This window comes from Aequorivita xiaoshiensis (genome assembly GCF_022008395.1).
GTDB classification, from domain to species: domain Bacteria; phylum Bacteroidota; class Bacteroidia; order Flavobacteriales; family Flavobacteriaceae; genus Aequorivita; species Aequorivita xiaoshiensis.
The window spans coordinates 592,593-618,352 of record NZ_JAIRBB010000001.1; the positions used below are offsets into that span (position 1 = coordinate 592,593).

General features: G+C 35.1%; 24 protein-coding genes and 1 tRNA gene. 12 read left to right on the forward strand and 13 right to left on the reverse strand.

Annotated elements, in window-relative coordinates:
- Nucleotides 1-257 precede the first annotated feature (257 nt).
- The gene (locus K8344_RS02705; RefSeq protein WP_237606751.1) at nucleotides 258-3,308 is read left to right on the forward strand and encodes a M4 family metallopeptidase; all 3,051 of its coding nucleotides are present in this window, start codon (nucleotides 258-260) and stop codon (nucleotides 3,306-3,308) included.
- A 72-nt stretch (nucleotides 3,309-3,380) separates the two neighbouring features.
- Here the strand turns inward: K8344_RS02705 and K8344_RS02710 are convergent, their stop codons facing one another.
- The 8 genes from K8344_RS02710 to K8344_RS02745 form a co-directional block, all read right to left on the reverse strand.
- Nucleotides 3,381-3,797: a hypothetical protein gene (locus K8344_RS02710; protein WP_237606752.1), complete on the reverse strand. Its 417-nt coding sequence runs from the start codon at nucleotides 3,795-3,797 to the stop codon at nucleotides 3,381-3,383.
- A gap of 88 nt (nucleotides 3,798-3,885) precedes the next feature.
- Complete coding sequence (locus K8344_RS02715; RefSeq protein WP_237606753.1) at nucleotides 3,886-4,599, reverse strand: 3'-5' exonuclease; 714 nt, start codon at nucleotides 4,597-4,599, stop codon at nucleotides 3,886-3,888.
- Nucleotides 4,600-4,729: 130 nt separating this feature from the next.
- Nucleotides 4,730-6,001, reverse strand: coding sequence for a serine--tRNA ligase (gene serS, locus K8344_RS02720; RefSeq protein WP_237606754.1), 1,272 nt, complete (start codon nucleotides 5,999-6,001; stop codon nucleotides 4,730-4,732).
- A 156-nt stretch (nucleotides 6,002-6,157) separates the two neighbouring features.
- The gene (locus K8344_RS02725) at nucleotides 6,158-7,492 is read right to left on the reverse strand and encodes an HTTM domain-containing protein (protein WP_237606755.1); all 1,335 of its coding nucleotides are present in this window, start codon (nucleotides 7,490-7,492) and stop codon (nucleotides 6,158-6,160) included.
- The gene (locus K8344_RS02730; protein ID WP_237606756.1) at nucleotides 7,485-8,417 is read right to left on the reverse strand and encodes a bifunctional riboflavin kinase/FAD synthetase; all 933 of its coding nucleotides are present in this window, start codon (nucleotides 8,415-8,417) and stop codon (nucleotides 7,485-7,487) included. The genes K8344_RS02725 and K8344_RS02730 overlap by 8 nt, the downstream gene beginning before the upstream one ends.
- 2 nt (nucleotides 8,418-8,419) lie before the next feature.
- Entirely contained in the window at nucleotides 8,420-9,055 is a 636-nt protein-coding gene (gene pth, locus K8344_RS02735) for an aminoacyl-tRNA hydrolase (protein WP_237606757.1), read from the reverse strand.
- A gap of 79 nt (nucleotides 9,056-9,134) precedes the next feature.
- Entirely contained in the window at nucleotides 9,135-9,779 is a 645-nt protein-coding gene (locus K8344_RS02740; RefSeq protein WP_237606758.1) for a 50S ribosomal protein L25/general stress protein Ctc, read from the reverse strand.
- Nucleotides 9,780-10,030: 251 nt separating this feature from the next.
- On the reverse strand, nucleotides 10,031-10,969 hold the full coding sequence (locus K8344_RS02745) for a ribose-phosphate pyrophosphokinase (protein ID WP_237606759.1): 939 nt from the start codon (nucleotides 10,967-10,969) through the stop codon (nucleotides 10,031-10,033).
- Between the two features lie 267 nt (nucleotides 10,970-11,236).
- On the opposite strand from K8344_RS02745, the gene K8344_RS02750 reads away from it, so the two are divergent.
- A tRNA-Leu gene (locus K8344_RS02750) sits at nucleotides 11,237-11,318 on the forward strand.
- A 249-nt stretch (nucleotides 11,319-11,567) separates the two neighbouring features.
- Here K8344_RS02750 and lipB read toward each other — a convergent pair.
- The 3 genes from lipB to K8344_RS02765 form a co-directional block, all read right to left on the reverse strand.
- Nucleotides 11,568-12,281: a lipoyl(octanoyl) transferase LipB gene (lipB, locus tag K8344_RS02755; protein WP_237606760.1), complete on the reverse strand. Its 714-nt coding sequence runs from the start codon at nucleotides 12,279-12,281 to the stop codon at nucleotides 11,568-11,570.
- A gap of 39 nt (nucleotides 12,282-12,320) precedes the next feature.
- Complete coding sequence (gene lipA / locus K8344_RS02760) at nucleotides 12,321-13,280, reverse strand: lipoyl synthase (RefSeq protein WP_237606761.1); 960 nt, start codon at nucleotides 13,278-13,280, stop codon at nucleotides 12,321-12,323.
- A gap of 378 nt (nucleotides 13,281-13,658) precedes the next feature.
- Nucleotides 13,659-15,035, reverse strand: coding sequence for a T9SS type A sorting domain-containing protein (locus K8344_RS02765; RefSeq protein WP_237606762.1), 1,377 nt, complete (start codon nucleotides 15,033-15,035; stop codon nucleotides 13,659-13,661).
- Nucleotides 15,036-15,383: 348 nt separating this feature from the next.
- Here K8344_RS02765 and K8344_RS02770 point away from each other — a divergent pair, with 348 nt between their 5' ends.
- The 3 genes from K8344_RS02770 (at nucleotide 15,384) to K8344_RS02780 (ending at nucleotide 18,236) form a co-directional block, all read left to right on the forward strand.
- Entirely contained in the window at nucleotides 15,384-15,962 is a 579-nt protein-coding gene (locus tag K8344_RS02770; RefSeq protein WP_237606763.1) for a HupE/UreJ family protein, read from the forward strand.
- A gap of 208 nt (nucleotides 15,963-16,170) precedes the next feature.
- Complete coding sequence (locus K8344_RS02775; RefSeq protein ID WP_237606764.1) at nucleotides 16,171-16,605, forward strand: deoxycytidylate deaminase; 435 nt, start codon at nucleotides 16,171-16,173, stop codon at nucleotides 16,603-16,605.
- Nucleotides 16,605-18,236, forward strand: a complete 1,632-nt coding sequence (locus K8344_RS02780) for a S41 family peptidase (protein ID WP_237606765.1) — start codon at nucleotides 16,605-16,607, stop codon at nucleotides 18,234-18,236. Before K8344_RS02775 ends, K8344_RS02780 begins: the two co-directional genes overlap by 1 nt.
- Nucleotides 18,237-18,238: 2 nt before the next feature.
- Here the strand turns inward: K8344_RS02780 and K8344_RS02785 are convergent, their stop codons facing one another.
- Nucleotides 18,239-18,436 carry a hypothetical protein gene (locus K8344_RS02785; RefSeq protein ID WP_237606766.1) on the reverse strand — a complete coding sequence of 66 codons (198 nt, stop codon included), beginning with the start codon at nucleotides 18,434-18,436 and terminating at the stop codon, nucleotides 18,239-18,241.
- Between the two features lie 46 nt (nucleotides 18,437-18,482).
- Nucleotides 18,483-19,064 (reverse strand): MarC family protein, encoded by a 582-nt coding sequence (locus tag K8344_RS02790; RefSeq protein ID WP_237606767.1) that lies wholly within the window; start codon nucleotides 19,062-19,064, stop codon nucleotides 18,483-18,485.
- Between the two features lie 298 nt (nucleotides 19,065-19,362).
- On the opposite strand from K8344_RS02790, the gene K8344_RS02795 reads away from it, so the two are divergent.
- The 7 genes from K8344_RS02795 to K8344_RS02825 all read left to right on the forward strand — a co-directional run bounded on the left by K8344_RS02795 (nucleotide 19,363) and on the right by K8344_RS02825 (nucleotide 25,726).
- Nucleotides 19,363-19,926 carry a DUF3109 family protein gene (locus K8344_RS02795; RefSeq protein WP_237606768.1) on the forward strand — a complete coding sequence of 188 codons (564 nt, stop codon included), beginning with the start codon at nucleotides 19,363-19,365 and terminating at the stop codon, nucleotides 19,924-19,926.
- Nucleotides 19,927-20,024: 98 nt separating this feature from the next.
- Entirely contained in the window at nucleotides 20,025-20,627 is a 603-nt protein-coding gene (locus tag K8344_RS02800) for a hypothetical protein (protein WP_237606769.1), read from the forward strand.
- A gap of 296 nt (nucleotides 20,628-20,923) precedes the next feature.
- Nucleotides 20,924-22,708, forward strand: coding sequence for a tetratricopeptide repeat protein (locus tag K8344_RS02805; protein WP_237606770.1), 1,785 nt, complete (start codon nucleotides 20,924-20,926; stop codon nucleotides 22,706-22,708).
- Nucleotides 22,709-22,773: 65 nt separating this feature from the next.
- Nucleotides 22,774-23,106, forward strand: coding sequence for a DUF4286 family protein (locus K8344_RS02810; protein WP_237606771.1), 333 nt, complete (start codon nucleotides 22,774-22,776; stop codon nucleotides 23,104-23,106).
- Nucleotides 23,107-23,173: 67 nt separating this feature from the next.
- Nucleotides 23,174-24,001: a 16S rRNA (adenine(1518)-N(6)/adenine(1519)-N(6))-dimethyltransferase RsmA gene (rsmA, locus tag K8344_RS02815; protein ID WP_237606772.1), complete on the forward strand. Its 828-nt coding sequence runs from the start codon at nucleotides 23,174-23,176 to the stop codon at nucleotides 23,999-24,001.
- Entirely contained in the window at nucleotides 23,979-25,334 is a 1,356-nt protein-coding gene (mgtE, locus tag K8344_RS02820) for a magnesium transporter (protein ID WP_237606773.1), read from the forward strand. The genes rsmA and mgtE overlap by 23 nt, the downstream gene beginning before the upstream one ends.
- Nucleotides 25,331-25,726, forward strand: coding sequence for an acyl-CoA thioesterase (locus K8344_RS02825; RefSeq protein ID WP_237606774.1), 396 nt, complete (start codon nucleotides 25,331-25,333; stop codon nucleotides 25,724-25,726). The genes mgtE and K8344_RS02825 overlap by 4 nt, the downstream gene beginning before the upstream one ends.
- Nucleotides 25,727-25,760: the final 34 nt, after the last annotated feature.

Genomic DNA, 25,760 nt, shown 5'->3' on the forward strand with positions numbered 1-25,760 from the left:
TTAATTTAAATTATCAATATGTCTTTTATATTGTGATATTTAAAACTAACTGATTCAAACATTGCTAATAATGTTAAAGTTTTTTTCTACTTCCTTTGGAAAATACTGATTTTATTGAGCTGATGTATTTTTGCTGATAAAATCACATTTTAATTGTTAAAAAATTTGTTTTATATCTTTTATTTGAGTGAATTTTAGTTTTATTTTGTATAGATAAATCAAACATTAACTGAATTATTCACTAAATCAAAGTAATCATGAAAAACATTTACAAAATTGTTTTTTCAATGTCCTTATCATTACTTTTCTTACCTGGACATGTTTCCGCGCAAGAAAAAGATGATATAAAGAAAAGCAATAATCAACAACAAGGATTAGTAGTATTCGATGCTTCTCACTCGTATTCCCTACAAAATTCGACTACAGTTTTTAAGGATGTTTTAAATCCCTCCCCACAAACTTCCTTTACTACATTAAGACAAGAGCAAGATCATTTAGGTTTTACTCATAAAAAAATGCAACAATACCACAAGGGTATAAAAGTTGAATTTGCAACAGTTACATTAAGTAGTAAAAATGGTAAGATTCAAACATTAAGTTCTGCTTATTTCCCTATAGAAGATGACTTAAACACCAGCCCATCAATTAGCAGTAATCAAGCTTTAACTAGAGCAATGAGTCATGTGGGTGCTAGTTCCTATTTGTGGCAAAATCCAACAGAAGCGGCTTTATCTAATTATTCGAAACCTACAGGAGAATTGGTGATTTTACCAGCTCTTGAGAATATTAACAATGCAAATCGCTTAGCTTATAAATTCGACATTTACGCAACGGCTCCTCTATACAGAGCAGATGTTTATATAGATGCAAATACAGGTCAGTTTATAATGGAAAATAAGCGAATTCACCATGCAAACGTACCTGCAACGGGAACTAGTCTTTACAACGGCAATGTATCTTTTACTGCGGATAACGCATCTGGACCTTATCGTTTGCGTCAAACAGCTAGTGGTGGAGGTATTCAAACTTTTGATTTAAATAATGGCACCAATTATAACAATGCTTCAGATGTAACGAGTAATTCTACAAACTTTACTGGAAATGCTACTGGTGTGCAAGCTCATTGGGGTGCCGAAAGCACTTGGAATTATTTCAATCAAAAGCATGGAAGAAACTCTTATAACAATGCAGGTGCAGTTATAAAATCTTATGTAAGCTATTCTAGTAATTATGTAAACGCTTTTTGGGATGGTAGCCGAATGACGTACGGAGATGGAGATGGAACCAACTATGGTCCATTAGTGTCATTAGATATTTGCGGTCACGAAATAACTCACGGTGTTACAGAATATTCAGCGAACCTTGTTTATAGCTACCAATCTGGAGCTTTAAATGAATCGTTTTCAGATATTTTTGGAGAATCTATTGAAAAATATGCTTCGGGAACAAACGATTGGTTGATGGGAGACGATATAGGAGCAGGTGGAAGCGGTGGAGCCTTGCGCTCTATGAGTAATCCAAATGCTTTTAATGATCCTGATACCTATCAAGGAACCTATTGGCATACAGCATCAAGTGATAATGGAGGAGTTCATATAAATTCTGGAGTACAGAACTTTTGGTTTTATGTGTTGAGCGTAGGTAAAAGCGGAACTAATGATAAAGGAGACAGCTATAATGTTACAGGAATTGGAATGGATAAGGCAGCAGCAATTGCATATAGAAACCTTACTGTTTATCTAAATTCTAACTCGCAATATAGCGACGCAAGAAGCGGAGCAATTCAAGCGGCGAAAGATCTTTATGGCGCTGGAAGTGCAGAAGAAATTGCAACTACAAATGCGTGGTATGCAGTTGGAGTTGGTGCAGCTTACGGCGGTGGCGGCGGAGGTGGTAGCGACTACTGTGCGTCCCAAGGAAATAATGTAAATGATGAGTATATCAGTAGAGTTCAATTAAACACTATTGACAATGCCTCTGGAGCTCAAAAGTATTCAGATTTTACAAGCATCTCTACAAACTTACAAGAAGGGGCAACCTACACTATTACTGTTACACCAACTTGGACGGGAACTACATATAACGAAGGGTATGCTGTGTGGATTGACTATAATGGAGATAAGGATTTTAACGATGCAGGAGAACTTGTTTGGTCTAAGGCAGCATCAAAAAATACACCTAATAGCGGAACATTTACAGTGCCTTCTGGAACTGTAGGAGGCGAAACTAGAATGCGTGTTTCTATGAAATACAACGGGATACCAACATCTTGTGAAACATTTAGCTACGGTGAAGTTGAGGATTATACCATTAATTTAGGTTCAGCTGGCCCAGATACACAAGCTCCAACAGCACCTACAAGTTTAGCAGCTTCAAATGTAGCGCAAACTACACTTTCACTTTCTTGGAGTGCATCTACGGATAATGTGGGTGTTACAGGATATGAAGTTTTTCAAGGTAGCTCAAGTTTGGGTACGGTAACTGGAACTTCAGCAAATATTACTGGATTATCACCAGATACGGCTTATTCATTTAAAGTACGTTCATTCGATGCTGCTGGAAATAACTCTGGTTATAGCAATACTGTAAATGTAACAACGCTTGCTAATGGTACTGTAGAATATTGTAATTCTAAAGGAAACAACTCTAATTATGAGTGGATTGACCTTGTGAAACTGAATAATTTAAACAATCCGTCAGGAAATGATGGTGGTTACAAAGACAACACGAATATGTCTGCAAATGTGCCCTATGGCTCAAATACAATTCAAATAAGTGCAGGGTTCTCTAGTAGAGGTTATACTGAATATTGGAAAATTTGGATTGATTACAACCAGAATGGAACTTTCGATTCTAATGAACTTGCGGTAAGCGGTTCATCTAGAAGTAGCGGAACCTTAAGCGGAACTTTTAATGTGCCGTCTACAGCGCTTGCAGGACCAACAAGAATGCGTGTTTCTATGAAATACAATAGCTCACAAACTGCTTGTGAAACATTTAGTTATGGTGAGGTGGAAGATTATACTGTGGTAATTGGAGCAAATGGTGTAGCACCGCAAGGGTTTAATGGTGGTGACTCTGTTTCCTCTAATATAGCGCTATATCCAAACCCAGTTAAACACTATCTAAACATTGCATTATTAGACGCAGTAGGTAAAGATTATGTAATCTATAATGTTATGGGGCAAGTAGTAGGTAAGGGAGCATTTACTGAAAACTTAGATGTTTCTTCCTTACAAAACGGAGTTTATATGTTAGAAATAAACACCGAAAACTCAAAAATGATGAAACGATTTGTCAAGGAGTAAGTATTTTTTTCATTAACAAAGAGGCCCGGTTCAAACTTGAATCGGGCCTCTATTTATTATGTATTTTAATACTTATAGTGGTGCTCCCACTTGTATATCACATCTATGGCCTGGTTGTCCGTGAGGAGGGTTTATTTTCCCTTCACCAGATGCCTGAATAGGGCTTGTAGAGTTTGTGTTCATTGGCTTAGCTTTTATTGTACTAGATCCAGTGCCGTTTAAAGGTGCGCCAACAGGAATTGTACAATCATGCCCTGGTTGTCCGTGAGGTGGATTAACAGCTAAATTCCCGCCTGTATTTGTTGATCCCTGAGTTTGCTTGGGAGCTACATTCTGTAGGGCTTGCTTCTTTTGTTCAAGTGTAACTTCTTGTGGAGTTTGTGTTGTACTCTCAGTCTTAGTTTCTTTATCATTACAAGAAACAAATAATAATGCTGAAGCAGCGAATAAGGTTAGAAATGATTTTGATTTAATTTTTGAAAATAACATACTTCTCTTCTTGTTTAATTTATGACCGCTAAAACTACAAAAAATTACATAGAATCACTCGTAGTAGATTACAGATCAATTTTTAAAGCTATACGGAGAGTATTTCATCCTTAGTTAAAATCTCTTCATTTCTGAGTTTTAAAAAAATTTGAGCAACTGCAATAGTATCTTTTTCACAGTAAACGATTATTCTGTCAATGTCTTTTTCTTCATAATATACACTACCCACTTGGCTGCCGTCGATGTCGTCTTTGGGTGAAGGTATTCCCAATACGTGCGTCATTAATTTTAGTGAAGTAAAAGTTTTATAATCCCCAAACTTCCATAGTTCTAGCGTATCTAGGTGAGGAACTTCCCAGGGCTTTTTCCCAAAAAGGTCAAGTTTATATGGAATTTCAATTCCGTTAATTATCATTCGTCTAGCAATATACGGGAAGTCGAATTCTTTTCCATTATGAGCACAAAGTAGATGATTAGGTTTGTTAAAATGTGTGTTTAGAAGGTTTTTAAAGTCTTTTAAAATCTTTAATTCATCTCCATGAAAACTGGTAACTCGAAAATTTCTAGTGTCACCTTTAAGCACAAAATATCCAACTGAAATACAGACTATTTTACCAAATTCAGCCCAAATGCCTGCTCGATCATAAAATTCTTCGGCTGAAATTTCATCTTTTCGTTGATATTTGCTTTTAAGATCCCACAGTAATTTTGTAGTATCATCAAGCTCATCATAATATTGATGCTGAGGTACGGTTTCAATATCCAAAAACAGGATGTTTTCTAAATTAATGCGCTTTATCATAATCCGGAGGTTTATCTCTAATCCTTCTTTAAAGCTACAAAAAATTAAAATCTTTCACTATAAAACAAATGTAGCTGCGATACATTCACCTATCGCAGCTACACTTATAAATTAGATTGTTGAAGTCTTTTTAGTCAATCATGTCAAACCCACAATAAGGAACTAAAACTTCTGGAATTCTAATTCCATCTGCTGTTTGGTAGTTTTCAAGAATACCTGCCAGTACGCGAGGAAGGGCTAAAGAGCTTCCATTTAATGTGTGTACAAGTTTGTTTTTACCATCAGAATCTTTAAATCGAAGCTTTAATCTATTTGCTTGGAATGTTTCAAAGTTTGATACTGAAGAGATCTCCAACCATCTATCTTGTGCCGTTGAAAACACTTCAAAATCATAGGTAAGGGCAGAAGTGAAACCTAAGTCACCACCACATAATCTAAGGATTCTATACGGTAATTTTAGTTCGCGAAGAATATCTTGCACGTGTTCTACCATACCATCTAAAGCCTTATAAGAATTATCTGGATGTTCAACGCGTACAAGCTCTACCTTGTCAAATTGGTGTAGGCGATTTAGTCCGCGAACGTGAGCACCATAACTTCCAGCTTCTCTTCGGAAACAAGGGGTGTAGCTTGTACAAGTAATTGGTAAATCTGAATTGTTTAATAAATCTCCTCTAAAGAGATTTGTAATCGGAACTTCGGATGTAGGAATTAAATAAAGATCATCAACCCCTACATGATACATTTGCCCTTCTTTGTCTGGTAATTGCCCAGTTCCGTACCCAGATGCCTCATTTACTAAAAGTGGTACTTGGTATTCGGTGTAACCAGCTTTAGTGTTCTTATCAAGGAAGTAAGTAATAAGAGCACGTTGTAAACGAGCGCCTTTTCCTTTATACACAGGGAAGCCTGCTCCGGTTACTTTCACGCCAAGTTCGAAGTCTATTAAATCGTATTTTTTTGCCAACTCCCAATGGGGTAAGGCACCTTCATGAAGAGTTGGAACCTCACCTTCTTTAAAAATTTCTTCGTTGTCATTTTCATCAGTTCCAGCGGGAACCAAATCGTTTGGAATATTTGGAAGTGTAAATAATAACTCTTGCAACTTTTCGGCAGCAATAAGCATTTTCTCATTCAATTGCTTAGACGATTCTTTTAAAGCAACTGTTTTTGCTTTTAACTCATTTGCTTTTTGAACTTCTCCGCTTTGAAAAAGTTTTCCAATCTCTTTAGAATAGGAGTTGCTCTGTGCCAAAACATCATCTAACTGCGCTTGTGTAGCACGGCGCTCTTCATCATAGGTCAATACCTCTTCTAATGTTGAAGTTGCATCAATGCCACGTTTAGCAAGTGCTTGGATATACTTTTCTTTGTTTTCGCGAATGTCGGTTACTTGTAGCATATTCTTTAATATATTTTGAATTGGCTAAGTTACAACAGACTCAAAAGGTTTTCAAATGCTTTGTGGTCTTTATTTATAAAAATGAAGATTTAACTGTGATTTAGAATGGAATTAAAAGCTTCACTTGCTAAGGTTAGATTTCAATAAGTAAATAACCTAAGGAGTTTTACGTTTAGTAAATCCTTCGGGAGAAGGTAAAATCCATTCACTATGCTTAAATGGCTGCCATTTTTCAGCTGCAATGTCGATACTTGGGTCTGTAAATTGGTGAAATGGACCATAATTCACCCGCACTTTAGCATCTAGATAAACCGCTACGTCCCTTCCCTTTTCGGCTTCAACCTGCTTAATTTTTTGCGCTAACTGCCACATGATATCAGGTTTTGTGGCAACTGAAGCCTGTTGCTTAAGCCCTAAAAGGCTTTGATGGTCATAAAGCTCTCTTTTTCCATTTTCTTTGTCTTTCACATATACCTTCAACATTCCACCTTTTGAGCGTAACATCATTCTCCAACTTAACCGGTGCCCTTCTTCTGTCCAAAGCACATCGTCTTTAAAAAACCAATGACGCAATGGTAGCCCAAGTTGGAAAAGGAAATAAACAGAGAATGCACCAACAATTAGATGTTTGTTTTTAGGAATAATCACCTCGTTGGCAGGGTATAATTTTTTATTCGGAAGAAATATTCTATGAAGTGTTTCTTTAGAGAAGAAAAACAAAGCAAAGGAAATCGACATATAAGGGAAAATTCCAATCTGAAATACGATTGAATTAAATAGATGAAAAAACACAGATATTGCAAACCCTAATAACCGTGTGCGTTTCCATAGCATTAACGGAACGATAAGCAAATCGAATAATATACCTGTGTACGTAATTGCCCAATGCACCCAGTCTTGCTGTAAAAAGTCGCCAATGAGCCAATAATCACTTTTACTATTCATTAAAAGAGATGCCAATGAAGCGTCAAGCCAATCGGGATAAAGTTTTGCAACGGAAGCGAAAGTGTAAACTATCCAAACTTGAAGAATTAACACTAATAATACCCAACGAGGCATTGAAGGAGACTTTTGGGAAAGGTTTCTTTCTGCATCTAATGAAAACCATCGGTTCGCTGGCAGAAAGGCCATAATCCAACACAACAACATCATTAAATAGTAGTGATTATTGTAGTTAGACTTTTGCATCAAATAAACTGCAGTCCACATTATAGCATAAGCTAACATACTCACGCGGTATTTGTACCCAAGCATTACCCCAATGCCGAAAATACCCATTACCACGAAGTAGAAGTACATAAAATCTCCTTGCAGGTATTGCAGAAAATCAAAACCTATAAAATTGAAAGTAAATGGAGGTTCTACCAAAGTACGACGAACCCAACCTGTAGCAATAGCTCCGAAAGCCTCAACGGTAATTAAAAAGCCAAACACTGCTCTAAATAGAACAAGACTTATGTTGTCTATTTGTTTGAACAGAAGTTTATTCACGTTGGTTTAAAAATTGAATTGCTTTTTTTTCATCTTTTTCTATCTCTTGCCTTAATTCTTCAATTGAATCGAAAGTTTCTTCGTCTCGAATGTGTTTTAAAAATTCGATAGTAATTTCTTCCCCGTATAAGTCTTTGTTGAAGTTTAAGAAATGTGTTTCTATCGTTCTTTTTTTTCCGCCAACCGTAGGATTTGTGCCAATACTGGTTATTCCATATATTTTTTTGCCTTCAATTATAGACGCTACTACATAAACTCCATTTTTGGGAATGAGCTTATATTTTTCTTTTAATTTTAGGTTGGCTGTAGGGTAGTTTATAGTTCGACCTAAGGCTTTACCTTTTTCAATATCACCAGTAAGCAAATAATTATATCCTAAATAGCTGTTGGCAGTTTCAATATCTCCCGCATTTAAAGCATTTCTTATTTTTGTAGAGCTGATGGTTACATCATCTAATTCTTTTGCAGAGATCTCTTCAACTTCAAATCCGTAAGTTAATCCAAATTCCTTTAGGTTTTCAATATTTGCTGTTCTATTTCTTCCGAAACGATGATCGTAGCCTATGATTATTTTTTTGGCTTTCAGTCCGTTAACCAAAATATCTCTAACATATTCTAAGGCAGTTAACCGTGAAAACGCATGGGTAAATTGATGGATTACCAAATGTTCAAGACCTGTTTTTTCGAGTAATTGAGCGCGTTCTTCAATTGTATTTAACAAGCTTATTTCTGAATGTTGTTGAAGTACCATTCGAGGATGCGGGAAAAATGTAAGAACCACCGAGTCTAAATCTTCTTTTTTGCCAGTTTCCACCAATCGTTTTAGAATAGCCGAATGCCCGATATGAACACCATCAAAGGTGCCTATTGTTACCACACTATGGCGGTCGCTCTTAAAAGTTGAAGCAGAGGTGTATTTCTTCAAAATTATTTTCCGTTAAAGGTATTCATAGTTATATTCATTCCAGCAAGTGCAAAAGACTCAATTGCTTTACAACCTATTTCTAATCGTTCCGGTAGTGATTTTTTTTCTTCTTCATCCCATTCTCCTAAGACGTAGTCTATTTGTTTTCCTTTCGAGAATGCATCGCTAATTCCAAATCGGAAACGGTTGTAATTGGTTGTTTGTAGGGTGTTTTGTATGTCTTTCAATCCATTATGCCCACCATCACTACCTTTCGTTTTAATTCGAATTGTACCGAAAGCTAAATTTAGGTCGTCGGTAATTACCAGCATATTTTCTAAGGGAATCTTTTCATGATGAAGCCAGTAATTTACAGCTTTTCCACTAAGATTCATAAAAGTGCTAGGTTTCAGAAAAATAAATGTTCGTCCCTTTAATTTGTGTGAAGTAATATCTCCCAATTTTGCTGTTTCCCAAGTAAGGGAGTTTTTCTCTGCATAAAAATCGAGTAATTTAAACCCGATATTATGACGAGTATTTGCATATTTTGGACCAATATTTCCTAGGCCTACAATAAGGAATTTTTTCATAGGATCTGTTTCTTCTGAAATAGTATTGTGTTCTCTACTTGAAAAGAACTTTTTAATAATAGAAAGCATCTTTTTTAAAAATCTTTGGTAAAAATAAAAAAAGCACCCTGATTTAACAGGATGCTTTAGTTATAACTTTAAAAAGAAATTATCCTTTTACTGCAGCAACATCATCTGTTTCTGTAGCAGGAACTTCTTCTCCTTCAGCACCTTCAGCAGTTTCATCATCATCACCATCATCTGCAATTGCAGTACGAGAAGTTCTAACTTGACAGATAACTGTATTATCTGGGTGCATGATTTTGTAATTATCTGTTTTAAGAGATTTAGTGTACATTTTGTTACCGATACGCATATCAGTAATGTCTGCTTCAATAAAATCTGGAAGATTTTCTGGTAAAGCTTTTACTCTTAATTTACGAGTAACAATACGTAAAGTACCACCACTACGAACACCACGAGAGTTTCCTGTTGTACGAACTGGAATTTCCATAGTAACTTCTTTATCATCGAAAATTTGGTAAAAATCGATGTGCAGAATACGGTCTGTCACAGGGTGAAATTGGATATCCTGAAGGATAGCTTTAACTGTTTCTCCTCCTAGGTCGATTACAACTGTGTGTACGTCTGGAGTGTAAACCAAGTTTTTAAATGCAATTTCTTCTGCTGAAAAACTAATTGGTTCTTCCCCTCCGTAAACTACGCAAGGAACCATTCCAGCATTACGTAGGGCTTTAGTTGCCTTTTTGCCCACGCTTTCTCTTTTTGATCCTTTAATTGTAATAGATTTCATTTCTTTTGAAATTTGTTTATTAATAAAAACTCCCTAAAAAGCTGTTTTTTAGGGAGTGCAAAGATATAGTTTATTTTGGATTTCCGATTTAGGAATTAGGATTTTTTGAAGTAGTGTCCTAAACTAATGGAAATTAAGGTAAAATCCTTGATGGCTAGAGGGTTATTCTCAATGTTGAACCTCTATTTTCAATTTTATAAAGTTTTATAAGCCGAAATCTTAGCTTATAAAACTTCGAAATTAAAATGATGTTACATTAAAAATTTACTGCTAATTGATTTATTAGCATTAACGCTTAACATAACATCTGCAAAGAGATTTGCACAGCTAATCACGCGTATTTTGCTATGAGGTTTTGTAGGAATTGAATCTGAAACGATTAGTTCTAACATTTGAGATTTTTCAATTCGTTCGTATGCGTTTCCAGAAAGTAGTGGGTGAGTACATACAGCTCTAACGCTTAGCGCACCGCGTTCCATCATAAGGTCTGCAGCTGCAGTTAGGGTTCCAGCAGTATCTACCATATCGTCAACAAGCACTACATTCTTTCCTTTTACATCCCCAATTAATTCCATGTAAGAAATTACATTGGCTTTTTCGCGTTGTTTGTAGCAAATAACTACATCGCTTTCTAAAAACTTAGAATATGCATAAGCTCTTTTTGAGCCTCCCATATCTGGAGATGCAATTGTAAGATTATCTAACTCTAAACTTCTTAAATACGGTAGGAAAATAGTTGAAGCAAAAAGGTGATCTACAGGTTTTTCAAAAAATCCTTGAATTTGATCTGCGTGCAAGTCCATTGTGATAATTCGAGTTGCACCAGCAGTTTCGAGCATTTTAGCTACAAGTTTTGCAGCAATAGGAACACGAGGTTTGTCTTTTCTATCTTGTCGTGCCCACCCAAAATAAGGTAAAACGGCAGTAATATGTCTAGCAGAAGCGCGTTTAGCAGCATCTATCATTAATAATAGCTCCATTAAATGGTCGCTATTTGGAAAGGTTGATCCAATCAAGAACACTCGGCTTCCACGGACAGATTCCTCGAAAGAAGGTTGGAATTCACCATCTGAATAATGAGAGGTAATTACATTTCCTAGTGGGATACCAAAAGCATCGGCGATTTTTTTTCCAAGTTCTTCACTTTGTTTACAGGCAAAAATTTTCGGGGTTGGAGCAATATTTGGCATAAGGCAGATTATTGGTTTTGATGCAAAGGTAAAAATTAATCGATAGTCACTTTGATAATTTGCCCTTTATCGAAACAAAAAAAATCAATTCAGATTCACTCAAAATAATGTGCTGAGAAGAACTAAAATTTATCTAAAATGAGAAATATAAGCTTGCTGTGAATTTTGTATTGAAGACAAGTAAATTAAGACAGAAAATTTATTTTAAATACGCAGAATAAATAATGAATATTTTACAATTATTTACTTATTTTTGCATCCCCAATTGCTCGAGTGGCGGAATTGGTAGACGCGTTGGATTCAAAATCCAATGTCGCAAGACGTGCGGGTTCGATTCCCGCCTCGAGTACTGTAAAAGCTCCAACAGCAATGTTGGAGCTTTTTTTATTTCGGTTGTTTTTGAATAGAATGTAGGTTTTCAACAGCGTTCGGATGCCTAGAATACAATACTATTTACGTTAGTTGGAAAATAAAACTTTCTGTTGCTAAAATTTTCATGCTTTAAAAATCAATATTAAGAGAGCCTCAATAATTTTGCAAACAGTTTTTTTAAAAAAACAATAAATTGATTTTTAATATAGTAGTGGCTTATATAAATTTATTTTATAGCCGTTGATAGTTTTTGAGCCTTTGTTATTCCAACATTAAAAACCTCTTTAAAATTCTGAATAAAAACTTCATTCAGTTGGTCTTCGTCTATTTCTCTGTTTAATTCAATACTTATTGAAGTTACACCCTTGTCGGTAATGCCACAGGGTACGATGTTTTTAAAATAAGATAAATCGGTGTTAACATTTAAAGCGAGTCCGTGAATGCTCACCCATCGACTACATCGAACGCCGATTGCACAAATTTTACGCGCTCGATACGTTTCAGGTTCTATCCAAACTCCTGTGTAACCCTTAAGTCTTTCCCCTTGAATTCCGTATTCCTGAAGCGTTTGAATAACAACCTCTTCTAGATTTCTAAGATAGAGATGAATACTGCTTCCAAATTTTTCTAAATCCAATATTGGATAGGCTACAAGTTGTCCTGGCCCATGATAGGTAATATCGCCCCCGCGATTTGTGTTATAAAATTCAATTCCGTTTTTTTCGAGTTCTTCTTTTCGGAATAATAGATTCTCTGCATGCCCGCTTTTCCCAAGGGTATAAACATGTGGATGCCTACAAATCAGTAAAGTGTTTTCAACTTCTTCAGACTTATTTGGGTCTTTCTTCTTCGAAATCGCGTTTTTTAATAATTCTTCCTGAAGATCCCACGCATCCTTATATGGAATCGTCCCCAGATTTTTTAATTTAACTTGATTCATAGCCTTATTTGTTAAACGACATTGAAGAATTTAAAAATATTAAGCTTTTTTGGCCTGAGCCGCTTTCCAGGTATTAATCCCGTAACCAGGAATTGTTTGCTTTTCACTATGGTAAGAAGATCGAATCATCGGTCCGCTTTCCACATAATCAAACCCCATTTTATATCCTTCATCTCGAAGCTGAAGAAACTCTTGAGGCGTAACAAATCGTTGAACAGGTAAGTGTTTTTGTGATGGTCTTAAGTATTGACCAATAGTAATAATATCACATCCCACTGATCTAAGATCGTGCATAGTTTCTAAAATTTCATCAAATTCTTCACCCAAGCCCAGCATAATTCCAGTTTTGGTACGCATTCCATTTTCTTTCAGATATTTAAGTACAAAAAGGCTTCGGTCGTATTTGGATTGAGGACGAACACTCGGAGATAACCGTCGAACGGTTTCTTGATTATGAGACACCACAGTAGGTGCTTCATCTACAATTCTTTGAATATTTTCCTCAACACCTTTAAAATCCGGAATCAAAGTTTCCAAGGTTAGATTGGGGTTCATTTTTTTAACAACACGAATAGTATTTGCCCAAGCTGTTGATCCGCAATCTGCTAATTCATCCCTATCAACTGAAGTAATTACAGCGTGTTTTATTTTCATTTTTAAAATGGCTTCTGCCACGCGTTTGGGTTCTCCAATATCTACAGCATCGGGACGACCAGTGTTAACATTGCAAAATTTACATGCTCGTGTACAGGTGTTTCCAAGAATCATAAAACTCGCTGTACCCGCGTTCCAGCATTCTCCAATATTCGGACAACCTCCACTTTGACAAATGGTATGTAGTTTATTGTCGTTTACAACACCTCGAACTTTGGTGAAATTTTCTCCAGAAGGAAATTTCACTTTTAACCAAGCTGGTTTTCTTTTAAATTTTAAAGCTTGTTTTCCTTCTTCTCGAGCGTCTTTTATTTGATCTTGAATGGAATTAGGTGATGTACTCATTTCAAAAGTTATTTTTTGGCTAAATTAATCTATACAGATTGATTTCTGCTTAAAAATTTTACAGATTTTACGCTAGAGTTTTTCACCTGTATTCATATTAAAACAACTGTATCACGGTAACTGAATTTATGCTTTTAAAAATACTTAAGGCATAATAGAACGTTGGGCTATTGATAATCAGAATTTTGTTAATAGCCAATTATATATTGTGACTAGATGTGCTCTTATAATTAAACAGTGGTAGGGATTAATAGGTGGGCAAAAACACTTAAACAATTTTTTTATGTAAACTATTATTCTAACTATTAGAATAAAAAAATCCTCAGAACGTGCCTGAGGATTTTAATTATGTTAATAAAGAATTGCTAAAAATTCAATCTATTTTTTGATTATTCTTTTAGTTACCATTCCTTCAGTAGAACGAATTACTACGATATAGTTTCCTGTTGAAAGATTACTTGCTAAAACTTTTGTTGATTTTCCGTTTAATTTTCCACTAGAAATCAAAGCTCCAGATATATTATAAATTTGGTATGAATCCAACTCTAGAGTAGAAGAAACTGTAAATTCAGTGTCAAAAACAGTAGGATAAACGCTTACTGCAGTTGCATCAAGATTATTGTTTTGAACACCTAAAACAAAATTTAGAACAGGGTAGCCTTCATTAACGCTTGAATCGATAGCCCAAGGTGCTTCAGGAGAACCTGCGTTTAATAAATCTACTGTTTCAGCAGACTTCATTTCGGCTGTAGTAAGTGCAGTAATGTCTGGAGTAACAGGAGGACCTTGTATTCCACCAACGCCCTCTGTCATTCCAGAAGACTCTGTGTCGAAATACAAGTTTTCAACTTCTATTTGACCAAATAATCCAATTGATCCACCTGCATAATCAGGCGCAGTTACTGTTCCAGTAGAATATGAATTTTTAACTATTAAAAAATTGTCTCCACCACCAATTAGACCACCTGCGCGTTCTACGTTAGCAACCACATTAGATCTTGAATAACTGTTATCTATTGTGCTAGTTCCTGAAAATCCAAAAGGATAAGAACCAACTAATCCACCTGATAGAAGATCTGCTGTTACCGTACCTTCAGAGTAGCATTCAATTACAGCAGAAGTGTCAAAACCTGTTCCAGCAAGACCACCTACTTGAAGCGTACCTGTAACATTACCAATTGCGTGACTTTTAGTAATAGTAGAGTTCGTTAAAAATCCACCTACCAATCCACCAGTTGTATATTTACCAGTTACGTTTACATTAATAGCGCTACAATTAGTTATTGATCCATTGTCGAAAAGGTTCGCTACTAAAGTCCCTGTATTATCATCGCCAATTACATTTGCAGTGTCAATATGAATATTTGAAAAAGAAGCACTTTGAGTATGTCCAAAAAGTCCTGCCATTTCCACTTCTGGCATATTAACCCACAAATTGCTTATAATGTGGTTGTTTCCTTCTACAGTTGCAGAAAAAGGAATTTCAAATTCAACACCAATTGGAGTCCATAAGTTCCCATCCAAATCGATGTCTGCACCAATTATAATTGTCTTATTTTCAAAAGAGTTTCCGTCTGCAACCAATTGAGCTAAACCAGCTAATTCTTCTGCAGTAGCAAGTGTAAATTCATCTTGAGCAGAATCGTACCAACTTGTATCAGCAAGGTCGCTCCAAGATGTTGTAGGGTAAGTTTGTGCTTTGGCGAAGGTTGTGAATGCCAAAAATAATACTAAAAAGATTTGTAATTTTTTCATCATTTTAATTATAGGGTTTTCCGCAAATCTATTATAAAAATGACAAACTCAAATACTTTTAAAAAGCTGTAATGATAAGCGATACCATGTGCTTTATTACCTTTTTAATGAATAAAAAATACTTTCAATAGGAAAAATGTTAATATAGTAATTAGTAGTATCAAAATTTAAGTGTATTGTGTAGAATGATATAAATGAAAAATAAAGGTCTTTTTTTTAAATAATTTATCAAATCAATTGTTAAACACCTAGAATTAGTAAATATATCTAAATATTTGAGTTGAAAATATAAGCGAATTCTTCTACATTATATCTATATTTGGCGTAATACCATAATCATTATCCCCAATGTCAGATTTTTGGCTTTATTTTAATCTAGGTCTAAACCATGTTTTAGATTGGAGAGCGTACGACCACGTTTTATTTTTAGTTGTGCTTAGTGCCGCTTATACATTTTCATCTTGGAAAAGGCTGCTAATTCTAGTTACTCTATTCACCATAGGCCACACGCTATCGTTAGTATTAGTAAATTATAACGTGATAAGTGTTTCAAGTAGTGTTATTGAATTTTTAATACCGATAACTATTTTGATGGCGGCTGTTTATAATTTGATTACTGCCAAAAAGCATAAGAAAAACGATAAAATGACTGTTTTTTATGTGCTTACCTTGTTTTTCGGATTAATACACGGATTGGGTTTCGCAACATTCTTTACTGCATTAGAAAGTGAAGGAAAACTACTTCCATTATTACAATTTGCTTTAGGTATTGAGGCGGCTCAAATAATAGTTGTAATAGTTTTGTTGATTTTCGCGTTTATTTTTCAAAGTATCCTTCGCTTCAACAAACGAGATTGGATTTTGGTTTTATCTTCAATTGTAATAGGAATGGTAATCCCGATGCTGGTTGATAATTGGATTTTTTAATAGACGGGACGTTAGATTATAAAGATACAGGATACAGTAAAAGAAAATCTTTACGTATTCAAATTCAAGTGTAAAGTAGACTCCTATTTAATGGGAATGCGTCTTAATTGATATCCTTCTCGCTCTACGCTTCTTTTTGCAACAACTTAACATTAATTTTTTTGGTAGTAGTGTAACTTCCTACTAATTTCGCTATCTATTTAAACGTATGAAAGACAGTAAACAACGTAAATACGATATTGCCTATTTAAGGATGGCAAGAGAGTGGAGTAAGTTATCTTATTGTAAGCGTAAACAAGTTGGTGCGCTTATTGTTAAGGATAAGATGATTATTAGCGATGGCTACAATGGTACTCCAACAGGTTTTGAAAATTGTTGTGAAGATGATGAAGGCTTAACAAAGTGGTATGTATTACACGCCGAAGCTAATGCAATTTTAAAAGTAGCTTCAAGTACACAGTCGTGTGAAGGCGCAACACTGTATATTACTATGTCGCCATGTAAGGAATGTAGTAAATTAGTTCACCAAGCAGGTATAACGAGAGTAGTATATTTAAATGAGTATAAAGATAATGCTGGTATAGCTTTTTTAGAGAAGGCTGGAATTAGCATTCAACATATTTCAGATTTGGAAACAGAATAATGACAAAAAATAATCCCACAAATTTTAGTAAACACAAAAAATACTTACCACTGTGGGTTGGATTGGCACTTGCTATAGGTGTATTTATTGGTTCAAAATTCAATTTTGGAGACAAAACTGAAAAAATATTCGCAACTAGTTCAAAAAAAGATAAACTTAACAGGCTTATAGACTACATCGATTACGAATATGTAGATAATGTAAATACAGACAGTATTGTTGATGTTACTGTAAATGGAATTCTTGAAAACCTTGACCCTCACTCGGTTTATATTCCGAAGAAAAGCTATGCACACACTGCCGATGATATGCGTGGAGCCTTTACAGGGATTGGTGTTAGTTTTTATATTTATAAAGACACTATAGCTGTTATAAGATCAATTACAGGAGGGCCGGCCGAAAAAGCGGGTATCAAAGGTGGTGATCGTATTCTGTTTGCCGATGGTAAAAAACTCTTTGGCGAATTAATTAATCGCGACAGTATCTCTAGTTATTTAAAAGGAGAAATAAATAGCAAAGTCACGTTAGATGTTTATCGTCCAAGCGAAAAGAAAACACTTGATATAACTGTACGAAGAAATAAAGTGCCGCTTATTAGTGTTGATGCTTCGTATAAAATAACAGAGGATTTAGGTTACATAAAACTCAACCGTTTTTCTGAAACTACCTACAAAGAGTTTGAAGGGGCTTTAAAAAAATTAAAACGAGACGGTGTGTCTAAATTGGTTTTAGACCTTCGTGATAACCCTGGTGGGTATATTTCTACGGCAGAAAGAGTTGTAGACGAGTTCTTGGAAAATAACAAACTTATTCTTATCACAAAAAATAAAAGTGGTGATATAAATAAAACCTACGCTTCCCGTCGTGGCGAGTTTCATCATGCAAAAATTTATGTTTTAATTAATGAAAACTCAGCTTCGGCAAGTGAAATTGTAGCTGGTGCACTCCAAGATAATGATAAAGGTATTATTGTGGGGAGAAGGTCGTTTGGAAAAGGCTTGGTACAACGCGAAATGTCGTTAGGCGATGGAAGTGCTGTACGATTAACAATTGCACGCTATTACACTCCAACTGGCCGCTCCATACAACGTCCTTATGGCAATGGGAATGATAATTACTATAGCGATTATGAAAAACGCTACCGAAATGGTGAGTTGATCCATTTAGACAGTATTAAAGTTGCCGATTCTTTAAAATATACGACTCCCAAAGGAAAGGTTGTCTATGGTGGAGGGGGAATAATACCAGATGTGTTTGTTCCTAAAGATACAAGTGTTGAAAATGAAACCCTACAATACGTTTCTAAAAGCGGATTTATGAGCTATTTTATTTTTGAATATCTCGAAAAGAACAGAGCTCAATTTGAAAGAATGAACTTTGAAGAATTCAGAAATAATTATCAGGCTGATGATAGTTTATCTACTGAATTTATTGAATACGCTCGACTTAACGAAGCGCAGATAGATTTGTCTAATTATACCGAAGAGTTAAAACGATTACTAAAAGCAAATATTGCGCAACAGTTGTATGGTCCTAATGAATTTGAGCTTATTCTCAATGAAGCAGATCCTATGCTGCTTAAAGTATTGGAGTTGGAAGCAGCAACTAATTCTTCAAGTAAAGAAGAGTAAGATTATCTTTTTACCTTAGAAGCTATCTTCTTAGATATTAGTAATATACCAAGTAGGATAAACGAGCACATTCCAGCTAATATGCCGAATACCGCAACTGAGCTATCTCCAACAAGGAGGTTGTCGAACTCTAATTTTGTAGCATTAAAAATTATCAAGGCGAATGATAAAGCCATCAAGATGTAGATAAATACTTTCATAGTAATATTTTATTGAATTCAGTTTTTCAATAATACCAATTAAATCTTAATTGAATAACAATTGAATGTTTGAAGTAAAAAGTTTTATTGCAATTGCTAGCAAAATTACACCAAAAACCTTTTGAATCACAGCAATTCCGTTTTTTCCCAAAAAGCGTTGCAGTTTTCCTGAAGTTTTTAGCACGGTATAGATAATTACTATGTTTACTACTATAGCTACTATAATATTTTGAATTTCATATTCCGCACGTAATGAAAGAAGTGTAGTTAAACTTCCAGGTCCTGCTAATAAAGGAAAAGCTAAAGGAAATATTGAAGCCATATCAGGGTTTGTATCTCCTTCTTTAAATAGCGTTACCCCTAATATCATTTCTAGAGCAATAAAAAAGAGAATTAATGCACCAGCAACAGCAAATTCATTAACATTTACGCCAATAAGATTTAGAATACTCTCCCCGAGAAAAAGGAATAGAATCATTACAACCGCTGCAATTATTGATGCTTTTGCAGAATTAATATGACCTGCTTTATCACGTAAGCCAATAATAATTGGAATGCTTCCAATAATATCGATTACAGCGAAAAGTACCATAGTGGCTGTTAGTATCTCCTTAAAATTTAATAGCATAGCGAAATTTTTCAGGCGGCAAAAGTAAGTTTTATGTTTGGTCTAATAAAATAAATAATCAATAAAATAAAATGTTTTTTAAAGGCTATAAGGTGTTGAATGTTAGAGCGTAATAATTAAATTAGGATAACCGTAAAGTTAGTAAAATTATATTTGCCGAAATTCCCAAACTCTATTAAACTACTGTTGACATGTGTGATACTGAAAAAAAATAAGCGTGTGAATCTTAAATGTTGAGACATCTGTTTGATTTTATCCCGGTAGGTGTAAAATTGTATCGAAGTAGTATATTTGCAAAATGTTTCAACTAGGCAAAACAATAGTATCCGAAGACATTATCAAGAAAGATTTTGTCTGTAACCTCAACGCTTGCAAAGGTGCTTGCTGTATTGAAGGGGAGGCGGGAGCACCCCTAAATGAGGAAGAAGTACAAATTTTAAAAGACATATACCCTAAGGTGAAACCATTCCTTCGACCTGAGGGAATTAACTCCATAGAAAAGCAAGGCACCCACGTAGTATCCAATTTAGACGAACTGGAAACTCCTCTAGTAGATGGGAAGGAGTGTGTTTATGTAACTTTTACCGATAAAGGTATTGCAAGTTGCGGCATCGAAGACGCTTTTAATGCTGGCGAAATAGATTTTCGAAAACCTATTTCTTGTCATTTATACCCAATACGCGTTCAGGAGTACAGCGAGTTTTCTGCAGTAAATTACCACCGTTGGCCAATTTGTGATGACGCATGTACTTTAGGGAAAGAACTTCAAGTACCCGTTTATAAGTTTACAAAAGATGCTCTTATTAGAAAATTTGGCGAAAATTGGTATACCGAATTAGAAAAAGTGGCTTCTGAGTTATAGGGGTTTCCCCCATTTTTCGTATATTTTAATTATATTTAATTGGCTTTGTTTAACTTAGCTTCTGAAATCCTTATTTCTACAATTAAAATTTTAGAATTATGAAAAAATATATAGTAGCACTTTTTGTACTCGGTACACTTATAGCGTGCAAGGACAATCCTGTGAGTAAAAAAGTAAAGGAAACGAAAGAATCGGTTTCCAATACTACAAATGCTGTGAAAGAAATGACCAAAATGCAGGACGATATTAAGGAACTGCAAGAAAGCACCCCACTTACCAACGAAGATTTTAAGAGTTGGCTTCCAGACCAAGTTGATGGTATGAAGCGTATTAGCTATAAAGCTGGTCAAACTGGGATGATGGGAATTGCATCTATTGAGGCTACATATGCTAATGAAGATAAGTCAAAAAAATTTAGCTTTAATATTATTGATGGAGCCGGTCAAATGGGTGCAGCTGCAACAGCAGGTATGAGAATGGTAATGACTCAAGATTTTGAAGAAGAAGATGAAAATGGCTTTAAAAGAACTACTACTAAAAGAGGAACTAAAGCTATTGAAGAATATAGAACTAGAGACAATAGAAGTAAAATTCAGCTTATGGAAGGCAATCGTTTCTATATAGATGCTACTGGAACTAATATGGATCTCGATGAAACTTGGGAAGCTATTGATGAATTAGATATAGACGACTTAGGTTAATACAACTTAAAACAATATTAAAAAGGGCTGAAAACATTAGTATTTTCAGCCCTTTTTGTGTTTTGGAACATATGTTGTCACGAATGTTACAATAGTGTTATTCCTCTCAAAATGATTACCATAAATTTGATTATATAATTATTGAATATTAGACAAAAGTGAGGAGATTGTTTAATGTTAAATATGTAAGGCCGTGATATCGCGGCCTTTTTTTTGTAGTATATTGATTGAAGTAAGATTTTTATAAAAAATTTCAGAACTCAATAGCTCTCAAGTCATTTCATTATATTTACCGCATGCGTAATTTTCTTCTCATTTTAATTTTATTTGTTGTAACTACAGCGAGCTTTTCACAGAGCGATGCTTTGGCAAAAAATTACTTTGAACAAGGCGAATTTGAAAAAGCACTTCGCATCTACGAAAAACTAAGCGAGCAAAACCCCTACCGAATGGATTTCTTTTTAGGAATGGTGGAAGCAAATCAACAACTCGAGAATTTCTCAAAAGTTGAATCCCTATTAAATGAAAAGCTAAATGGAAGTCGAAACTATCCTCAGCTTTATGTAGAATTAGGGTATAATTATTCACTTCAAAATAAAACAGAATTAGCTGTCGAAAACTACCATAAAGCCATTGAAACATTAGACTTAAATCCAAACTTCGCTTATAATGTGGGAGCGGCATTTCAAAAATATAGCCTATTAGATGAAGCTGTTACAACCTATGAAAAGGGAATGAGCTTAAATGATAAAATGGATTTTCATTCGCAGTTGGCGAGAATCTATGGGGAACAAGGACAGCTCGAAAAAATGTTTGACAGCTATATTAAGATTATTGAAAGAAATTTAAGCTTTAAGTCGTCAGCACAACGCTATTTTAGTCAGTATATAACTGAAGATTCTAACAACGAAGCAAACCAAATTCTTAGAAGAATTCTTCTACAGCGCTCACAACAAAACCCAGATGTACTTTACAACGAATTGTTGAGCTGGTTGTTTATTCAACAAAAAGAATATAAAAAAGCTTTCGTTCAGGAAAAAGCAATCTACAAACGTTTAGGTGTAGAATTACGTGGCATTACAGAGTTAGCCTATATTGCAATAGCAGACGAAGACTATACTTCGGGTAGAGAAATAGTAAGTTATTTAATCGAAAACTCCTTTACTCCTCAAAGTAGATTACAAGGCAATCAGATTTTAATGCAAATGGAAGTCAAAACTGCCACTCCAAAAGGATATGCCGATATAGAGAAAAAGTTTGAAAGTTTGTTAGAAGAGTTTGGAAGAGGACGAGAAACGTATTTATTGCAAATAGATTACAACAATTTTTTAGCTTTTCAGAATAACAAAAAAGAACAGGCAATTAAAAACTTAAAAGCATTAGCTAAAGAGCCGCTATCTGCTTACCAAGAAGCGAGAGTAAAAATGGAACTTGCAGATATTTTAGTGTTCGACGAAAAGTTCAACGAAGCTTTGATTTACTATTCTCAAATTCAGAAAAAAGTTCAGAGCGATGTTCTTGCACAAGAAGCAAGATTTAAAGTGGCGCGCACCAGTTATTTTAAAGGTGATTTTGATTGGGCTCAAGTGCAGTTGGATGTTTTAAAAAAATCGACATCACAACTAATAGCTAATGACGCTATGGAGCTTAGCTTATTGATAAGCGATAATACTATGGAAGACTCTACTCAAACTGCTCTAAAAAAATATGCTCGTGCAGATCTATTGGCTTTTCAAAAAAAAAACTCGGAAGCTATTTCAGTTTTAGACGATATTTTAAGCAACCATAAAGGTGAAAAAATTGAAGATGAAGCGCTATTTAAACAAGGTAAAATCTTTGAAAAGATAGGGGAGTATTCTAGAGCAGAAAGCAACTACTCAAAAATAATAGAATTTTATAGCGATGATATTCTAGCCGATGACGCTCATTTTCACTTAGCAAAAATTTATGAAGAGAAATTAGAACTACCTGTAAAGGCAAAAGAGCATTACGAAGCAATAATTTTTAATTATGCCGATAGCATTTATTTTATTGAAGCTAGAAAAAAATATAGAACTTTGCGCGGTGATGCGATAAATTAATATCAATCAATATCTCAATGCTTTTTAAGAAGGTAGAGGGATTTAAACTCTTATAATATTTAAATATGTATATATATAACGTTACCATGAATGTAGAAGAAATTATCCACGACATTTGGTTGCAGTGGATGCTGTCTGATTACATTCCAGCAATGCTAGCCACTGGAAAATTTAGCAAAGCACTTATGACTCGAGTTGTTGTTGAAGAAGAAATGGGAGGGAAAACCTATTCGGTTCAATACACTACAGACAGTAAAGAAACACTTGAGAAATATTTTACTGAAAATGCCGAAGAACTTCGCGGTAAAAGCTTACCTTTTGAAGGAAAAGTTGTTTCATTCCGCACCGAACTTGAGGTTATAGGGGAAGCGCATAATGAGCTTTTTAGAAAAAATTAATTTTGTTGTGTTTGTGAAGAAAACCTTTTTAGTTTTTTACAGTTAAACATCCTTTTAAAGGTTATGAATGAAGAAAAAATCGAAAATCCAAAAAGAAGCTAATACAACCGGAGCAGTACCCGCCAAAAAACACCTGGGCCAACACTTTTTAAAAGACGAAGCCATTGCCGAAAAAATCGGCGATACACTTACGCTTAAAGGTTACAAAAACATTCTGGAAATTGGTCCTGGAATGGGAGTTCTCACCAAATACTTAGTAAATAAAGACGCTGAGATTATAGCTATGGACCTCGACGCCGAATCTATTGTTTATTTAAAAGAAAATTACAAAAACAAAAATCTCAAAATTATTGAAGCAGATTTTTTGAAATACGATCTTTCAGAGCTATTCAATGATGAACAATTTAGCATAACAGGTAACTTTCCGTATAACATTTCAACACAAATTGTATTTAAAATGTTGGAATGGAAAGAGCAAATTCCAGAATTTACAGGAATGTTTCAAAAGGAAGTTGCACAACGTATCTGCGAAAAAGAAGGAAGTAAGGCATATGGAATACTTTCGGTTTTAACGCAAGCATTTTATGATGCTGAATACCTTTTTACAGTGCCGCCCACAGTGTTTAATCCGCCTCCAAAGGTAGATAGTGGTGTACTGCGCTTAAAACGGAAAGCAGATTATTCCCTTCCATGTGATGAAAAAATGCTTTATAAAGTAGTAAAAACTGCTTTCCAACAACGTAGAAAAACGCTTCGAAATAGTTTAAAATCTTTTAATATTTCTGATAAACTAAAAGAAGACACTATCTTTGGCCAGCGTCCAGAACAACTTTCTGTTTCACAATTTATAACTCTTACAAAAAAACTGGAGAATGATGCAATTTCAACTGACTAATGAATTTATTGAGCAGGTTGAACAGCTAATTGCCAATAACGATGGCGAGCAGCTAAAAGCATTATTAAATGAATTTCACTTTGCTGATATAGCAGAGCTTCTTCACGAGTTAGACACCGACGAAGCCACTTATATCGTAAAGTTATTAGATAGTGATGTAACTAGTGAAATCTTAATTGAACTTGATGAAGATTTTAGAGAGCGAATATTAGACAATCTTTCGCCTTCAGAGATTGCAGATGAGCTTGAAGAAATGGACACCGATGATGCTGCCGATATTATCGCAGAACTCGATGACGATATACAAAAGCAAGTAATTCGGAATATCGAAGACGAAGAACACGCTGCAGATATTGTGGACCTTCTGCGTTACGATGAAGATACAGCCGGGGGGTTAATGGCAAAGGAGTTAGTAAGTGTTAAAGAAACGTGGACAGTAGCAGGATGTGTTCGCGAAATGCGCCGTCAAGCCGAAAACGTTACTCGTGTTCACTCTATTTATGTTACTGATAAGGAAGGAAGACTAAAAGGTAGACTTTCTTTAAAAGATTTACTTACTGCGCCAGGAAGAGCACATATAAGCGAGGTTTATATCCCAAAGGTGGATTATGTAAGAGTGAACACCGAAGCCGATGAAGTTGCTCGTATTATGCAGAAATACGATTTGGAAGCAATTCCCGTAGTAGATGAGGATGGAATTCTTGTTGGAAGAATTACCATTGATGATATTGTAGATTATATAAAAGAAGAGGCTGAGAAAGATTACCAGTTGGCTGCGGGTATTAGTCACGACGTTGAAGCCGACGATGGTATTATTAAACAAACGCGAGCGCGATTACCTTGGCTTTTAATTGGAATGTTCGGTGGTTTAGGTGCGGCAAGTATAATTTCAGGATTTCAAGAAATATTAGAGAGCTTTCCAAGAATTTTAATTTTTGTGCCGCTTATTCAAGCAACAGCTGGAAATGTAGGGGTGCAATCTAGTGCGATAGTTGTTCAAGGTTTAGCAAATGATACCATAAAAGGCAATATTTTCGCTAGGTTGCTTAGAGAATCTGGATTGGCACTAGTAAACGGTCTTGCCATTGCACTAATTGTGCTTTTTATTAGCCACTTTATCTTTTCAACCAGTTATTTAGAGTCTATTAGTATAGGTGTAGCTTTGGTTACCGTAATTCTTTTAGCTGCATTAATCGGTACGTTTATTCCAATTATATTAGATAAAAGAGGAATCGATCCTGCTGTAGCAACGGGACCGTTTATTACTACTAGCAACGATGTTTTTGGGATTCTTACTTATTTCTTAATTGCTAAATTAATATTAGGATTTTGAAATCGGATATATTTATACAACGTTTCACGGTGCCCGCTTCGGCGATAGATGGGCTAAATCATGTTAACAATGTGATTTACCTACAATGGTGTTTAGAAGCAGCAGAAGCTCATTGGATTTCTAAAACCTCAAAAGAACAACGTAAAAAATACGTGTGGGTGGTGCTTAATCATTTTATTTCGTACAAAGCTCCTTCATTTTTAGGGGAAGAGTTAGAGGTACATACCTGGATTGAATCTTACGAAGGTGTGAAAAGCGAAAGGCATTATAAGATAGTGAGACCTAAAGATGATAAAGTTATCGTTGAAGCACAAACCTTGTGGTGTTTCTTAGATGCTGAAACTTTTAGACCCACTAAAATCACTGAAGAAATTTCTAAGATTTTCCTTTAGATAAGTAGTCCCACTTTCTACTTACAAAACCATA

Coding starts and splice junctions, on each gene's coding strand:
- rsmA (WP_237606772.1), top strand. CDS start 23,174: ATGAAGAAAAAATCGAAAATCCAAAAAGAAGCTAATACAACCGGAGCA.
- lipB (WP_237606760.1), bottom strand. CDS start 12,281: ATGAATCAAGTTAAATTAAAAAATCTGGGGACGATTCCATATAAGGAT.
- K8344_RS02800 (WP_237606769.1), top strand. CDS start 20,025: ATGAAAAAATATATAGTAGCACTTTTTGTACTCGGTACACTTATAGCG.
- K8344_RS02765 (WP_237606762.1), bottom strand. CDS start 15,035: ATGAAAAAATTACAAATCTTTTTAGTATTATTTTTGGCATTCACAACC.
- K8344_RS02745 (WP_237606759.1), bottom strand. CDS start 10,969: ATGCCAAATATTGCTCCAACCCCGAAAATTTTTGCCTGTAAACAAAGT.
- serS (WP_237606754.1), bottom strand. CDS start 6,001: ATGCTACAAGTAACCGACATTCGCGAAAACAAAGAAAAGTATATCCAA.
- K8344_RS02770 (WP_237606763.1), top strand. CDS start 15,384: ATGTCAGATTTTTGGCTTTATTTTAATCTAGGTCTAAACCATGTTTTA.
- mgtE (WP_237606773.1), top strand. CDS start 23,979: ATGATGCAATTTCAACTGACTAATGAATTTATTGAGCAGGTTGAACAG.
- pth (WP_237606757.1), bottom strand. CDS start 9,055: ATGCTTTCTATTATTAAAAAGTTCTTTTCAAGTAGAGAACACAATACT.
- K8344_RS02785 (WP_237606766.1), bottom strand. CDS start 18,436: ATGAAAGTATTTATCTACATCTTGATGGCTTTATCATTCGCCTTGATA.
- K8344_RS02790 (WP_237606767.1), bottom strand. CDS start 19,064: ATGCTATTAAATTTTAAGGAGATACTAACAGCCACTATGGTACTTTTC.
- K8344_RS02740 (WP_237606758.1), bottom strand. CDS start 9,779: ATGAAATCTATTACAATTAAAGGATCAAAAAGAGAAAGCGTGGGCAAA.
- K8344_RS02710 (WP_237606752.1), bottom strand. CDS start 3,797: ATGTTATTTTCAAAAATTAAATCAAAATCATTTCTAACCTTATTCGCT.
- K8344_RS02715 (WP_237606753.1), bottom strand. CDS start 4,599: ATGATAAAGCGCATTAATTTAGAAAACATCCTGTTTTTGGATATTGAA.
- K8344_RS02705 (WP_237606751.1), top strand. CDS start 258: ATGAAAAACATTTACAAAATTGTTTTTTCAATGTCCTTATCATTACTT.
- K8344_RS02795 (WP_237606768.1), top strand. CDS start 19,363: ATGTTTCAACTAGGCAAAACAATAGTATCCGAAGACATTATCAAGAAA.
- lipA (WP_237606761.1), bottom strand. CDS start 13,280: ATGAGTACATCACCTAATTCCATTCAAGATCAAATAAAAGACGCTCGA.
- K8344_RS02810 (WP_237606771.1), top strand. CDS start 22,774: ATGTATATATATAACGTTACCATGAATGTAGAAGAAATTATCCACGAC.
- K8344_RS02805 (WP_237606770.1), top strand. CDS start 20,924: ATGCGTAATTTTCTTCTCATTTTAATTTTATTTGTTGTAACTACAGCG.
- K8344_RS02780 (WP_237606765.1), top strand. CDS start 16,605: ATGACAAAAAATAATCCCACAAATTTTAGTAAACACAAAAAATACTTA.
- K8344_RS02775 (WP_237606764.1), top strand. CDS start 16,171: ATGAAAGACAGTAAACAACGTAAATACGATATTGCCTATTTAAGGATG.